We start from the raw sequence: 14,145 nt of genomic DNA, 5'->3' as shown, positions 1-14,145 counted from the left end.
GAAAAAAAATTTATAATAACTGCATTATTCTACAACGGCGTAGAGTGTTGTAATCAAGCATTGTTGCTAACAAGTTGCCCATGAAGGGTTTATTTCTAATTGCGAATAGTAATATTTGTAATTACCAAAGGAGAGAAGTATGAAATTTGTAACGGCAATTCTACGACCGCATAAATTAGATGATGTTAGAGAAGCACTTTCAGAAGTGGGGATATCTGGCATTACTGTTACCGAAGTGAAAGGCTTTGGTCGTCAAAAAGGGCACACCGAGTTATATCGTGGCGCTGAATATCAAGTTGATTTTTTACCAAAAATTAAATTAGAGTTGGCAATACCTGCATCAAAACTTGATGTTGTTATTGACACCATTAGCAATATTGCCAATTCAGGCAAAGTTGGTGATGGCAAAATTTTTGTAACTAATTTAGATAAAGTCGTTCGTATTCGCACAGGCGAAACTGATCAAGACGCACTTTAAGGAGTAAAAAATGAAAAAATTATTAAGTATATTGGCTTTAATGCCAATGGTTGTGTTTGCCGAAGGTTTAGATGGTGCAAACACTTCATGGATTCTAACGTCTACAGCGTTGGTATTATTTATGACCCTGCCAGGTTTAGCATTGTTTTATGGTGGCTTGGTTCGTACCAAGAATATCCTATCGGTGCTTATGCAATGTTTTGCCATTGCAGGTATCGCGTCAATTCTTTGGTTAGTTGCGGGCTATTCAATTGCCTTTACAGATGGCAATGCGTATTTTGGCGACTTGTCTAAATTTATGCTATCAGGCATTACTGAAGATACGTTAAGTGGTGATATTCCTGAGAGTTTATTTGCATTATTTCAAATGACTTTCGCGATTATTACCCCAGCTCTTATCATTGGTGGCTTTGCCGAACGCATGAAGTTTTCAGCCGTATTGTTGTTTAGTGCAATATGGTTAATTGTTGTTTATGCACCGGTTACTCATTGGGTATGGGGTGGTGGCTGGTTAGGTGAAATGGGTATTCTTGACTTTGCTGGCGGTATTGTCGTGCATATTACAGCCGGTGTTGCGGCGTTGGTAGCAGCTATTGTGCTAGGCCCTAGAAACGGGTTTCCAAAAAAGCCGATGCCTCCACACAACATGACCATGACTATCACGGGCGCAGCAATGCTTTGGGTTGGCTGGTTTGGTTTTAATGGTGGCTCAGCACTCGCAGCCAATGGCGATGCAGCCATGGCGATGTTAGTGACGCATATTTCAGCAGCAGCAGGTGCGATGACTTGGATGTTTTATGAGTGGGTTAAATATGGCAAACCAACCGCATTAGGTGCAGTAACAGGTTTGATTGCAGGCTTAGGTACCATTACACCAGCATCGGGCTTTGTTGGCCCTGCAGGTGGTTTGGTGATTGGTATTGTGGCAGGTGTTGTGTGTTTTAATGCCGTGATTTTGATCAAGCAAAAATGGAAAATTGATGATTCTTTAGATGTTTTTCCTGTTCATGGTGTGGGCGGTATTATCGGCACCCTAATGGCAGCTGTTTTTGCATCAGATCAACTGGGCATATTCTCAGGCCAAGGCTTAGCAGAAGGGATGTCTATTATGTCACAGCTAAACGTTCAAGTAATTGGTGTTGTGGCAACGATTGTCTATACCGCGTTTGCAACTTATATCATTCTAAAAGTGGTTGGCATGATCACCGGCTTACGAGTGAGTGCTGAAGAGGAACAACAAGGTTTGGATATTGTTTCTCATGAAGAAAGAGGTTACGATTTGTAATTTTTATCTGACCTAACAAAAGCCCGCTAAAAACTTTGTTCTAGCGGGTTTTTTTTGGCTAAAAATCAGCCATTTTCATTATTTGTGAATTATTTTTATCATCCTAGTTTATTACAGGGTTTTGCGGCAATAAAAACAGGTTTATGGTAAAAAAAACAGTGGTTTTTGAGCAAATAAGTGAAATTTAACCTATTAAAAAGGAGAATTAGACCTTGTTTGAATGCAAATAATCAGTTTTTTGTGTCATTTGCATTATTTACGAAATTTTTGAGTTGTTATTTTCTAGTAGTTTGGTAATCGCCTTTAAAGCTTGTAACTGCTCTTCCTTTTAGTCAATGGGGAGTTTATCAAATAATGATAATAATTCTTTTTGTTTGGTGGATTGCCAGGAGGGAAGTGATTTTTCGTTTTTTAAAAAATTTTGGATATTTTTAGCACCTCTGCCTGTGGCCAGCCATTCGATAGAAACGTCAAGAGCCTTACTAATGGCGATTAATTTCTTAATGCTGGGCTCAGTATGAAAGTCGGCGTTGGATTCGTATTGAGAAATGGCAGAGGCACTAACACCAATCTTGCTGGCAAGATTTTTTTGGGACAGGTTTTTTAATAGCCTTGCCTGTTTAATGCGTTCTGATAATAATTCCATAGCAAAATTTTAACAACTTATCTTAAATGAAAAAAATAGTTTATAAAGAGCTACTAATTTTAATTATTATATAATATTTTTAGCTTTATTAATGAACCCTATTTTTAATAAGATTATTTTTATATAACAAGGAAAAGATAATGAAAAAACAATTAAATACTGCGATTGCAGCCTTATTTTTAGCCACAGCGTCAATGGCAGTGAATGCTACTACAGATGATAATTGGTATGGATATATTGGTATGCAAAATAGTGAGCTTGATTTAAATGCATCTGATGTTGGCGGAGTTAGTCTGGATGATGATGGAATGCATGTTGGTATTGGCTATAAAGTTAATGATAATTTTGCATTTGAAGGTGGCTACCTTGACATGAATAAGTTAATTAATGCTAGTGGCTCTTGGTCTGTAAATTCTGCAGTATCTGGAACTTATGCAGGAAATTCTTATTCTTATACATCAGATTTAGCTGGTACAGTAGATGTATCTGCAGAAGTTTATGGATGGACGTTTGGTGGCATATATTCAACGCCAGTTTCAGAGAAGATTGATGCTTTTGCAAAAGCAGGAATCTACAAATGGGATGGAACAGCTAGACTATCTGGAACGCTTACAGCTGGAACTTTGACTGTAAATGGGGTTGATTATACTACAGGGGCGTATGACACAGCATCTGCAACAGCAAGTGGAACAGATACATATTTTGGAGTTGGTGGTACGTACGACCTAACTCCTGAAATGGACATAAGGGCAGATTATAGCAAGTATAAAATTGACTCTGAGAAAGTTAATGTTACAGGCTTAACTCTTGTAACTAAGTTTTAAAGCTTATTTTTAAAACTTATAAGCCCAGCTTCGGCTGGGTTTTTTTATGCCCAACAAAAGCAATTCGTATATAATCTTAATAATATTTTATGGTTTATGGCAATGCGACTTAATCACCCTTTAACTGGCTCAATGGTAGCCTTGATAACCCCGATGCATGATGATGGATCGGTAGATTATGCCGCGCTTGAATCTTTGGTGGATTTTCATGTGGCGTCAGGCACGCGTGCGATTATCTCCATGGGAACCACGGGCGAAAGTGCAACCCTTAATCAAGATGAGCATATTGAAGTCATGCGAGCAACTGTTAAGCTTGCTAATGCGCGGATTCCTGTTATTGCAGGCACGGGGGCGAATTCAACTTCTGAGGCAATTGAGCTGACACAAGCTGCAAAAGATATAGGTGCAGATGCCTGTTTATTGGTGACACCGTATTACAATAAGCCAACACAAGAGGGTTTATACCATCATTATAAGTTGATTGCTGAAACGGTGGATATTGATCAAATTTTGTATAATGTTCCGGGTAGAACAGCGGTAGATTTATCAGTAGAAACAGCGGTGCGTTTATCGTCCGTTAAAAATATTATTGGCATTAAAGATGCGACGGGTGATTTGAATGTCGCTCGTGCATTAATTGATCAGTGTCCAGAAGATTTCTTGCTTTATAGTGGTGATGATGCTACAGCGATTGAGTTTATTTTAATGGGTGGCCATGGCGGCATCTCTGTGAGTGCTAATGTTGTACCAGAGGCCTTGGCTAAAGCTTATCAAGCAGCATTTGAAGATAACAAAGAGGTGGCTATATCTATTAATCAGCCACTGACAAATATACATCAAAGTTTATTTATTGAGTCTAATCCAATACCGGTGAAATGGGCGATGCATAAAATGGGCAAATGCGAGCGCGGTATTCGCTTGCCGCTAACAAAATTATCACAAGAGGCTCGAGTAGTATTAGAGCAAGATTTATCTAATTTGGGAGTTATATAGTATGATCAAAATATCATTAACAGCGCTACTTTCTTTGTCTTTAGTAGGTTGTTTTTCTTTTGAAGAAAAAACTCCAGAGCCAACTCAAAGTTTGGGTGAAAGAGATATTAAATATTACTCTAATAAGACGGTTTCTTCGTTGGAAATCCCACCAGATTTAACCAAGCCTAGCTCGCAAAATGCATTTAAGTTAGAGAACTATGTGTCTAATATTCAAGAAGATACGATTAGTTTTTCTAAAAAAGACGAAGCTATTAAAGAGGCGTCAAGTATCTTGAGAACGCCGTCTAATATTGAGGTGAAAAAATCTGGAGATCGTCGTTGGTTATCGGTTGATAAAACGCCAGAAGCAGTTTGGAATTTATCAAAGAGCTTCTTTAAGTCCAATGGTTTTGCTATTAAAAAAACCAATAAAAAAATTGGCTTGATGGAAACAGATTTTTTAGAAAATAAGCCTGAAATTCCAGATCGTTCTCTAGGTATTATTCGCTCAATGTTAAAAAAAGCTATCGCAGCTCGCTATGCATTACCTATAGTTGACAAGTATCGCATTCGTATCGAGCCAATGGCTGATGGTAAAAAATCAGAAGTTTATTTATCTTTAACCTCTATGGAAGAGGTATTAACTAATGAGGGTAAAGATGAGGAGAACACCATTTGGCAGTCTCGTCCTAAAGATAAGTCATTAGAAACAGAAATGCTGTATCGATTAATGACCTTCTTAGGTGGCGATCATGCGGCATCTAGAGAAAAAATTATCCAAGCTAAAGAAGATAAAGTGTTGAATGTAGAGATAGGAAAAGGCATTGGTGGCTATGCTAAGTTGACTTTCTCGTTAGGTCAATATGACACTTGGGATAATATGGGCTGGGCGCTAGATCAGCTAAATACTGAAATTGAAGATAAAGATGTTAAAGAAGGTAGCTTCTACATTAGTATTGCCAGAACTGAAGATCAGGGTATTTGGTCACGCATGTTTGGTGATGATGCGATTAAGAAATCATTTCAAATTATCGTTAAACAGATTGATACTGGAAAAACAGAAGTGTACTTTAATGATCTTTCCGAAGAAAATGAACAAGCAACCATTGACTTTAGTTATGAATTCTTGGGAAGTGTTGCTAAGCAATTCTAATTAGGGCCAAGGTGACATTGTCACAACAGACGATTGATCAAATTATTCGCCAGGAGATCTTGGTGGATGATTTATCTGACCAAGATTTAGTTCAGTTTTGCGAGTTGGCTAATGCCACTTATCGTGATGGCAATCCTATCATTAGTGATCAGGATTATGATTTCGTTTATCTTCCTGTATTAAAGCAAAGACTTCCACAACATGCATTGTTTCAATTGGTTGAACCAGAAGGAGAAGGATTTTCTGAGGAGAAGGTTTTATTGCCTGAAGCCATGCTTTCTACCGATAAAGCTTATTCTTGGATTGAAATTCACAAATGGATTGAGCGCTTAGAAAAATCAGCCATTGAAATCAATCTAGATATTCAATCTATTCAACTTAAAGCAACGCCTAAGCTTGATGGCTTTGCAGGCTTTGATGATGGCGAGCGTTTATATACGCGTGGAGATGGAAAAAAAGGCAGTGATATTTCCAGAGTATTTTCCCGCGGACTCCAAGTTTATAATGATTCAAGTCGTGGCCAGGGCGCTGGTGAAATTGTTATTAAGCAAAGCTATTTTCAAACACATTTATCTGATAGTTTTGAATATCCTCGTAATTTTCAAGCTAGCCTTATAAAAGAAAAAGCCCTGGACAAAAAAGCCCAACAAGCCATTAACGAAAAAGCTGCTTTATTTGTACCATTTGCACAATTACCAAACTGGCAGGGTGGGATTAAAGAGCTTATTGATGGCTTTGATCTGATTGTGGCTGATGTATTATCCATGGTTGATTTTGATGTAGATGGTGTAGTATTTGAGGCTACTAATGAAGCGTTAAAAAAACAGATGGGCGCTAATCGAAAATTTCATCGTTGGCAGGTTGCTTTTAAACAAAATAAAGACACAGCTCAAGTTAAGGTTTTGTCAGTTACCCCGCAAGTTGGACGCACCGGAAAGATTACACCAGTTGCAGAATTAGAGCCAACACAGCTTAGTGGTGCAACTATTGTGCGTGCGACTGGACATCATTATGGCTTAGTCAAGGAACAAGGTTTGGGCGCTGGCAGTGTGATTGAGCTTATGCGTTCTGGACTAGTGATTCCTAAGATTAACAAGGTTTTAAAATCCGTAGATGTTGATATTCCTGCGCTTTGCCCAAGTTGTAAGGCGCCATTAGAATGGGAGTCTGACTTCTTAATGTGCGTTAATCATAATCTTTGCCCTGCGCAAGTGATTGGTAAGATGGAGTATTTTTTTAAAATACTGGCTAATAATGATGGCTTTGGAATCGCCACCATTGAAAAACTCTATGAGCATGGTATTCGCAAAATTTCACAAATTTATCTATTAGATCATAGCGCATTAATGGCGATGGGTTTTGGCGAAAAAACAAGTGAAAACCTAATTAATCAACTAAAAAGATCACACACAGAACAGGTGGAAGATTGGCGTTTTTTAGCAGCATTTGGAATGGCAAGAATGGGGATGGGTAATTGTGAAAACCTATTGAAAGCTTATCCTTTGAACGAAATATTTAGCTTAAACTTATCTAGCATATCCGAAATAGATGGATTTGCTGAGTTAACGTCAAAAATGATTGTTAGCGGATTATTTGCTATTAAGCCAGAATTTGATTTATTAAAATCTTATCAATTTAATTTAGAAACAACAGCTTTGCAACAAGATTCTTTAGATTTTTTTCATGAGCTATCTGGCAAAAGTATTGTCTTTACTGGCAAGATGAATTCTTCGAGAGAAGGCATGAAAAAACAAGCCAAAGCATTCGGTATTAAGGTTGCTAGTGGCGTGAGCCGAAAGACCGATTATTTGGTGGTTGGTGAAAATGTAGGCCCTAAAAAGATTCAAAGTGCACAAGAGTTTGGAGTTGAAGTTTTGAGTGAATTAGATTATTTGAAACTTATTAATCAGTAGAATATTATTATTATGAATATTTCAGATCTTATTGTTGAACAAAAAAGTTTTCTAACAGACCAACTTAGTGAAGGTTTAATGCAATTGTCACAAGCTTGTGATAATTATCTGGATGCTGAGAAAGATGTGGAGCATTTAAACGCGCTGTTGCAGTCTTATATGAAAAACCATAATTTTGCCAACTTGGTATATGTTTTAAATGAAAGTGGCGTGCAGTTGAGTGCCAATATTACTAGGTCAGAAATATCAGATGACTTTCAAGGGCAGAATTTATCAGATCGACCTTTTTTTAACACCATTGACCGTGATCATCCTATTTATATTTCTGATGCTTATATTTCTAGTGCGACATTAAAACCATGTATTAGTATTGTGCATACTATTTGTCGGGATGACAAAATAATGGGTATGTTGGTGTTTGACCTTGATATAGAGATGCTATCATTGCCTAAGCAAGATTTTAATCATGAAGATTGGCGACAAATTAAAGGCGATCCTGAAATACGATCAAACTTGTTTAATCAACAACGTATCGAATCAGCCATGGATAAGTCCTTGGATACTGTGCATGATATTGCGATAGAGTTATTGTCCGAGTTGGGTGTATTTCACTTAAAACTTCATTACCCTGCATCTAGGGCTACAGTTTGGTCTTTGGATGATCCTTATAATTATCATGTTCATGTTTTAGATGAAATTATTAATCCTAATATTCTTCTTTTATACCCAAAAAAAGATTACCCCAACAATGCTAAAGTCAGCCAGGATCAAATTAAAACCGTATTTGAAAAGTTTAAGTATTTGCGTTTTATGGATGAAAATCTATACTTAAAAACAGCCAGTTTGAATATCATGAATGGCTCTATAGGGCTTAACTTCTCTTGTGATGGCAGTCATTATTTATCAATCGATGATTTCTTGGATAATTTTGAGAATAAGTTCGGTTAGTATTATTTGATATAAATTTTGTAGTTAAGCCTATTTTTTTGGTATAATACGTCCTAGTTGTTTTCCAAAGACGGGAAATTAACACCAAACATAGACGTTTATTTAGGTTTTCTTTTTTAGGGAATCTAAATAAACGTTTTTTTTTGCGCGCTTCACGAGGGAGTGGTGCAAAAAATAGCATTGAAGCTAGTTATTTTTATTTGTAATTATTACAAATTGAGATAGCTGGCTTTTTTTTTGGTTTAAAAATAGGATGGAAACAATGAAAATAATTACGGCAATTATCAAGCCTTTTAAGCTTGATGAAGTTCGAGAAGCTCTATCACAGATAGGTGTTTCGGGTATTACGGCAACTGAGGTAAAGGGCTTTGGTCGTCAAAAAGGCCATACAGAGCTTTATAGGGGTGCGGAATACACAGTTGATTTTTTACCCAAGGTTAAATTGGAAATTGCAATTTCTGCTGATCAAGTAGAGAGTGTGATTGAAGCCATTAGCATTGCTGCAAAATCTGAAGGCGGCAAGATCGGTGATGGAAAAATATTTATTACTTCATTAGAGCAGGTGGTTCGTATTCGTACGGGCGAAACTGGCTCAATAGCGCTATAAAGGAGGCAACATGGAAAATACAATTTTAGAAATGCAATTTGCATTAGATACCTTTTATTTCTTAATGATGGGTGCGTTGGTGATGTGGATGGCAGCAGGCTTCTCAATGTTAGAAGCGGGTATGGTTCGTAGTAAAAATACGGCAGAAATTTTAACAAAGAATATTGGGTTATTTGCCATTGCTTGTACAACTTATATGGTTTATGGTTATGACTTAATGTATGGTGGCGGCGTTCTTTTAGATGGTATTAGCGGTGCGGGTGAAAAATATTCAAACGCCTCTGATTTTTTCTTCCAAGTGGTATTTGTTGCAACAGCAATGAGTATTGTTTCAGGTGCTGTTGCTGAGCGAATGAAGTTGTTTTCATTCTTCGCTTTTGCTATTGTCTTTACAGGCATCATCTATCCAATGGAAGGTGCATGGACATGGGCTGGAGAGTCTGTGTTTGGTCTTTACACGCTCAGTGATTTAGGATTTTCAGACTTTGCTGGCTCTGGCATTGTGCATATGGCCGGTGCTGCTGCTGCTCTAGCTGGTGTGATAATATTAGGCGCTCGCACAGGTAAATACAATAAAGATGGTTCATCAAATGCAATTCCAGGCGCAAATATGCCGTTAGCAACTTTAGGCACATTTATTTTATGGATGGGCTGGTTTGGATTTAATGGCGGCTCTGTATTAGCAATGGCTAGCAAGGAAAGTGCAAATGCAGTTGCAATGGTGTTTCTAAACACTAATGCAGCGGCAGCTGGTGGTGTTATTGCAGCATTATTACTCGTAAAATTACTATGGGGTAAGGCAGATCTTACTATGGCGCTCAATGGTGCATTAGCTGGCCTTGTAGCAATTACAGCTGGACCTGATACACCAACTGCATTAGAAGCAACCTTAATTGGTGCAGCTGGTGGTATCTTAGTTGTGCTTTCTATTTCAATGCTTGATAAGGTGTTCAAGATTGATGATCCAGTAGGTGCTATCTCAGTGCATGGTGTTGTTGGCTTGTGGGGCTTGTTAGCTGTACCATTAACTAATCCAAGCGTTTCATTCACTGGACAACTAGCAGGCGCCGGTACAATCTTTGTTTGGGTATTCGGTACATCACTGATAATGTGGTTAATACTTAAAGCATTGATGGGCATAAGAATTTCTAAAGAAGAAGAGTATTCTGGAGCAGATCTTGCTGAATGCGGCTTGGAAGCTTATCCAGAGTTTACAAAATAACCTCCCGTAAAAATTTAATCAATTTTTCACCTCGCTTATAGCGGGGTTTTTTGGTATAAATCCCTTAGGAATTTCATGTTTAATTATGTAGAATGTAAATAAATGGAAAGCTAATTGGTATTATTAGTATTGGCGATGTAATAGAGCCATTTTTAAATCTTGTATGATCTCGTAAGTTAGGACCCTATTTTTATGAATACAGCACTAAAAATCATCTTAGTTGATGAAAACTCAGGACGCTCTGCGATGTTACGCAGGGCACTTCAAGACAAAGGACATGAAGTGATCTGTCGAATGAATAGTAGCGCTAACCTACTAGACAGCAATGAAATGACTCATGCCGATGTGGTGATTGTTAATGCTGATATTCCAGATGAAGAAGTTTTTGCTAATTTGACGGATGTTAATAAAACCAAGCCTAAGCCAATTGTTATGTTTACTGAAGAGTCTAGTTCTGAAATGGCAAGCTCTGCTATTAAATCAGGTGTTAATGCTTATATTGTAGATGGACTTGAAGAGAAGCGTGTTCAGCCTATTATTGATGTTGCTATGGCAAGATTTAGAGAGTTTCAAGCGCTAAAGGATGAGCTAGATGCTACTCGCAACCAATTATCTGAGCGTAAAGCAGTTGAAAGAGCCAAAGGCCTATTGATGCAGCACAAAAAAATTAATGAAGATGAGGCTTATCAATCGCTGAGAAAAATGGCTATGGATAAAAATAAGCGTATTGTTGATGTGGCAGAGAGTGTAATTAATGCTTTTGAGCTTTTAGAATAAGCTTATTAAGTCTTATCCTTTTTAGGATCTTCCTTGTCTAATTTCTTTAGATAAGCAGCAAACTCTTTATCCATTTCTTGGAATTCTTCGTCAATTTTATCCATTTCAGCGTCGAACTTATCATCATCCCATTCCTCTTCATCATCGTCATCATCTGATTTTGAAGGTTTATCTGGATTATTAGGATCGGTATCATCAGGCTCAGATTCATCATCCTTGCGACTAAATAATGGTGCAAAAATAAGACCTGCTTCAAATAATAGCCACATCGGAATAGCAATTAATGTTTGTGAAATGATATCAGGCGGGGTTAATAGCATGCCCAAGATAAAGGCACCAATCACAACATAAGGTCGGTTCTTTTTAAGGTTTTCAATTGTGGTTGCGCCAAACATAATAAGCAAAATGGTAGCAATTGGTACTTCAAATGCCACACCAAATGCAAAAGAAACTTTGAGTACAAAATCTAAGTAATATTGAATATCAGGTGTAAAGTCAACAGTGCTAGGTCCGATGTCAGATAAAAACCCAAAGATAACTGGAAAAACCACATAAAAAGAAAACAACAGGCCTGCATAAAACAAAATAGTTGAAGAGACAACTAAAGGCACAACCATTTGCTTTTCACGCTTATAAAGAGCGGGAGCAATAAATTTCCAGATCTGATAGAGCAGATAAGGCATGGCAATATAAACAGCCATAATTAGTGCCATTTTAAGGGGCGTTAAGAAGGGTGATATAACACCAATAGCAATAATATTACCACCTTCAGGCAATGCACTTATGATTGGCGCTGCAATGAAACTATAAACTTCATTGGCAAAAGGAAATAAACTTATAAAAACAACCAAAATAGCAATTACTGAGCGCAATAAAATATCACGTAGTTCAACTAAATGTTGAACAAAAGTCATTTCTTTAGAGGTCATTTTGTTGTTTTACTAACATCAGTTTTGATGTCATTAATATCTTTCTTGGTTTCGTCTAAGATCTCAACAATATTGGCATCTTTGTCCATAGCGCTGAGCTGCTCTTTAAGCTTGTCAACTTCTAACTCTTCGCTTACATCTTCTTGAATTTTGGCAATAAATCGCTTGGCTTTTCCAGCATACTTGCCTGCCGCTCTAGCAATACTAGGCATACGTTCAGGCCCCACAACGACCAAGGCGATAACACCTATTAAGGCAAATTCCCAAAAACCAATATCAAACATGAAGACTGTTTATTTGGTATCTTTTTCGTTGTCGCTTTCAACAACTTTAGCTTCAATGACATCATCTTTGCTAGCTGGCTTGTCGTTCTCACCTTCTTTCATCGATTTTTTAAAGCCTTTAATGGCGCCACCTAAGTCACCACCAATGTTTTTTAGGCGTTTACCACCAAAAAGTAGCAACACAATTACTAAAATAATAATCAGTTCAAAAGGTCCTGGCATCATAATTCTCTCCTATTTTGTTTGTTCGTTTATTTATCTCTATTGGCTTTTTCTTCTAACCCCGATAAACCAAAGCGTCTAGATAATTCTTGCTCTATTTTATCGACTTCTATGTTCTTGTGTCGTAGTAATACTAATGTATGGAACCATAAATCGGCTACTTCGTAAATAATTTTGCTATCAACACCATCTTTTGCCGCCATAATAACTTCAGCAGACTCTTCTCCGATTTTTTTTAAAATCTCATCGGTACCTTTGCTATATAAAGAGGAGACGTAAGAGCTGCTGGCACTTGCATTTTTTCGCTGTTCTAAAATAATCTCTAATTGTTTAAAAATATCATCCATATATATCCTTTGGGTCTTTTATAGCTTTACTTATAGTTTGCCAGTTATTATCATCTAATTTTTGAAAGAAGCATGAAGCTCTGCCAGTGTGACAAGCAATACCACCAACTTGTTCAACTTTTAGAAGGATAACATCACAATCACAATCGGCATAAATATCTTTAATGATTTGCATGTGACCAGACTCTTCGCCTTTAAACCAAAGCTTCTTACGAGATCGAGAATAATACACAGCCTGTTGTTTTTCGATGGTCAATGCTAATGACTCTTTGTTCATCCAAGCAAACATAAGAATTTCATTGGTTTTATGATCTTGAGCAATGGCAGGTATTAACCCTTGCTCGTCAAATTTTAGCTGCTCTAATGCATCCATAGTTTGTGTCATTCATCAGATAAAATGATTAATTTTACCGCTACCAATATTGTATATGAAATTATTTATTTTCGCCTTGCTTATCTCAGTCAATGCTTTATCTGATGTAGGTAATTTTTCACTTGATAGCGAGCGGTCTCTGTATATTGTGGATGGCGATAGTATGAGTTTACAAATGCGTATTGCCGGCATAGATACGCCAGAAATTAATCAAACATGTAGAAAGCGCGCAATTAAGATGATTGATTGTGGAAGGCTATCGAAAGCCTATTTACAAAAATTACTTAAAAATATCCCAGGAAAAATTGTAATAGAACCTACTGGTTTTGATCATTATCAACGTATCTTGGTTCGTATTTTTAAAGGTGATACTAACATTGGCAAGCTTATGGTCGAGTCGGGTATGGCATTTTCTTATAAAGATACTTATCGTCAAGAAGAGGATTTAGCTAAATCAGAAAAATTAGGCTTTTGGGGTTTTGACACGCCACCTATCGAGCCATATAAATGGCGAAAAATGAAACGACGTTAGTTTTGTATTTATAAGGTGAGTTTATGGACATTAATATTGTCAATAAAATAGTTTTATTTTGGGTAATTTTTTTTATTACTCCTGGGCCAGTATGGTTGTCAGTTATGGAAGTGACTCGTAACTTGTCTTTTGCAAAAATTTGGAATTTTTTCTTTAAAACGTTTTTGCCTGTTAATTTGTCTATTCAAGTTCCCCAGGCTATTATTTGCGTTATTTTTGTAGAATATATACTTAATATATTTTCTAATGTTGGATTTTGGCTCTATATTTTGAGTGGGCTTTATATTATCTATCTAGCCTTCAAGGTTATGAATAGTAAGCGGTTAAATATTAATTCACAGCTGAGTTTTGTAAATCTTGCAATGGTGATGCTACTGTCGCCAAAGATATGGCTATTGTTTCCCTCTGGTGCAGTTATAGCGATTCAGTTGCAACAAGGAATGTTGATAAACTCAGCTTTATTTGCCTCATCAATGCTGATAATATCATTCTTAATGTTTTTTCTATATGTCGTTATTGGAAAGATAGGCGCCAAGTTGCTAAAAGATAACTTTACTTATCTAACCTTTGTTCTTTTAATTTTGTTTGCGTTATTCTTATTTTTCGAAGCGATAGGCTTTACTAACTAAG

General features: G+C 37.0%; 18 protein-coding genes. 12 read left to right on the top strand and 6 right to left on the bottom strand.

Annotated elements, in window-relative coordinates; genetic code table 11:
* The first annotated feature begins 139 nt into the window (after window positions 1-139).
* Window positions 140-478, top strand: coding sequence for a P-II family nitrogen regulator (locus N9Y32_05145; GenBank protein ID MDB2590399.1), 339 nt, complete (start codon window positions 140-142; stop codon window positions 476-478).
* A gap of 10 nt (window positions 479-488) precedes the next feature.
* Window positions 489-1,763: an ammonium transporter gene (locus tag N9Y32_05140; protein ID MDB2590398.1), complete on the top strand. Its 1,275-nt coding sequence runs from the start codon at window positions 489-491 to the stop codon at window positions 1,761-1,763.
* A 328-nt stretch (window positions 1,764-2,091) separates the two neighbouring features.
* On the opposite strand, the gene N9Y32_05135 is transcribed toward N9Y32_05140, so the two are convergent.
* Window positions 2,092-2,409, bottom strand: coding sequence for a helix-turn-helix domain-containing protein (locus tag N9Y32_05135; GenBank protein ID MDB2590397.1), 318 nt, complete (start codon window positions 2,407-2,409; stop codon window positions 2,092-2,094).
* Window positions 2,410-2,549: 140 nt separating this feature from the next.
* On the opposite strand from N9Y32_05135, the gene N9Y32_05130 reads away from it, so the two are divergent.
* The 8 genes from N9Y32_05130 to N9Y32_05095 all read left to right on the top strand — a co-directional run bounded on the left by N9Y32_05130 (window position 2,550) and on the right by N9Y32_05095 (window position 10,828).
* Window positions 2,550-3,233 carry an outer membrane beta-barrel protein gene (locus N9Y32_05130; protein ID MDB2590396.1) on the top strand — a complete coding sequence of 228 codons (684 nt, stop codon included), beginning with the start codon at window positions 2,550-2,552 and terminating at the stop codon, window positions 3,231-3,233.
* Window positions 3,234-3,335: 102 nt separating this feature from the next.
* Window positions 3,336-4,226: a 4-hydroxy-tetrahydrodipicolinate synthase gene (dapA, locus tag N9Y32_05125; GenBank protein ID MDB2590395.1), complete on the top strand. Its 891-nt coding sequence runs from the start codon at window positions 3,336-3,338 to the stop codon at window positions 4,224-4,226.
* A 1-nt stretch (window position 4,227) separates the two neighbouring features.
* A complete protein-coding gene (gene bamC / locus N9Y32_05120; GenBank protein ID MDB2590394.1) occupies window positions 4,228-5,361 on the top strand; it encodes an outer membrane protein assembly factor BamC in 1,134 nt (377 codons plus the stop codon).
* 11 nt (window positions 5,362-5,372) lie between these two features.
* Window positions 5,373-7,274 carry a DNA ligase gene (locus N9Y32_05115; GenBank protein ID MDB2590393.1) on the top strand — a complete coding sequence of 634 codons (1,902 nt, stop codon included), beginning with the start codon at window positions 5,373-5,375 and terminating at the stop codon, window positions 7,272-7,274.
* 12 nt (window positions 7,275-7,286) lie between these two features.
* Window positions 7,287-8,222: a hypothetical protein gene (locus tag N9Y32_05110; protein MDB2590392.1), complete on the top strand. Its 936-nt coding sequence runs from the start codon at window positions 7,287-7,289 to the stop codon at window positions 8,220-8,222.
* Window positions 8,223-8,484: 262 nt separating this feature from the next.
* On the top strand, window positions 8,485-8,829 hold the full coding sequence (locus N9Y32_05105; protein ID MDB2590391.1) for a P-II family nitrogen regulator: 345 nt from the start codon (window positions 8,485-8,487) through the stop codon (window positions 8,827-8,829).
* 10 nt (window positions 8,830-8,839) lie between these two features.
* The gene (locus N9Y32_05100) at window positions 8,840-10,051 is read left to right on the top strand and encodes an ammonium transporter (GenBank protein MDB2590390.1); all 1,212 of its coding nucleotides are present in this window, start codon (window positions 8,840-8,842) and stop codon (window positions 10,049-10,051) included.
* Window positions 10,052-10,243: 192 nt separating this feature from the next.
* A complete protein-coding gene (locus N9Y32_05095; protein ID MDB2590389.1) occupies window positions 10,244-10,828 on the top strand; it encodes an ANTAR domain-containing protein in 585 nt (194 codons plus the stop codon).
* Window positions 10,829-10,833: 5 nt separating this feature from the next.
* On the opposite strand, the gene tatC is transcribed toward N9Y32_05095, so the two are convergent.
* The 5 genes from tatC to hisI are packed head-to-tail and all read right to left on the bottom strand — an operon-like array spanning window position 10,834 to window position 12,983.
* Window positions 10,834-11,757 carry a twin-arginine translocase subunit TatC gene (tatC, locus tag N9Y32_05090; protein ID MDB2590388.1) on the bottom strand — a complete coding sequence of 308 codons (924 nt, stop codon included), beginning with the start codon at window positions 11,755-11,757 and terminating at the stop codon, window positions 10,834-10,836.
* Window positions 11,754-12,041, bottom strand: a complete 288-nt coding sequence (tatB, locus tag N9Y32_05085) for a Sec-independent protein translocase protein TatB (GenBank protein ID MDB2590387.1) — start codon at window positions 12,039-12,041, stop codon at window positions 11,754-11,756. Before tatB ends, tatC begins: the two co-directional genes overlap by 4 nt.
* 9 nt (window positions 12,042-12,050) lie before the next feature.
* A complete protein-coding gene (gene tatA / locus N9Y32_05080; GenBank protein MDB2590386.1) occupies window positions 12,051-12,266 on the bottom strand; it encodes a twin-arginine translocase TatA/TatE family subunit in 216 nt (71 codons plus the stop codon).
* 26 nt (window positions 12,267-12,292) lie between these two features.
* Entirely contained in the window at window positions 12,293-12,610 is a 318-nt protein-coding gene (locus tag N9Y32_05075; protein MDB2590385.1) for a phosphoribosyl-ATP diphosphatase, read from the bottom strand.
* A complete protein-coding gene (hisI, locus tag N9Y32_05070) occupies window positions 12,603-12,983 on the bottom strand; it encodes a phosphoribosyl-AMP cyclohydrolase (GenBank protein ID MDB2590384.1) in 381 nt (126 codons plus the stop codon). Before hisI ends, N9Y32_05075 begins: the two co-directional genes overlap by 8 nt.
* 55 nt (window positions 12,984-13,038) lie before the next feature.
* Here hisI and N9Y32_05065 point away from each other — a divergent pair, with 55 nt between their 5' ends.
* Window positions 13,039-13,515 (top strand): thermonuclease family protein, encoded by a 477-nt coding sequence (locus tag N9Y32_05065; GenBank protein MDB2590383.1) that lies wholly within the window; start codon window positions 13,039-13,041, stop codon window positions 13,513-13,515.
* Between the two features lie 23 nt (window positions 13,516-13,538).
* Window positions 13,539-14,144: a hypothetical protein gene (locus tag N9Y32_05060; protein MDB2590382.1), complete on the top strand. Its 606-nt coding sequence runs from the start codon at window positions 13,539-13,541 to the stop codon at window positions 14,142-14,144.
* Window position 14,145: the final 1 nt, after the last annotated feature.

It is taken from the genome of Candidatus Thioglobus sp. (assembly GCA_028228555.1).
Lineage (GTDB): Bacteria > Pseudomonadota > Gammaproteobacteria > PS1 > Pseudothioglobaceae > Thioglobus_A.
This window is presented reverse-complemented; position numbering and strand designations above follow the sequence as displayed.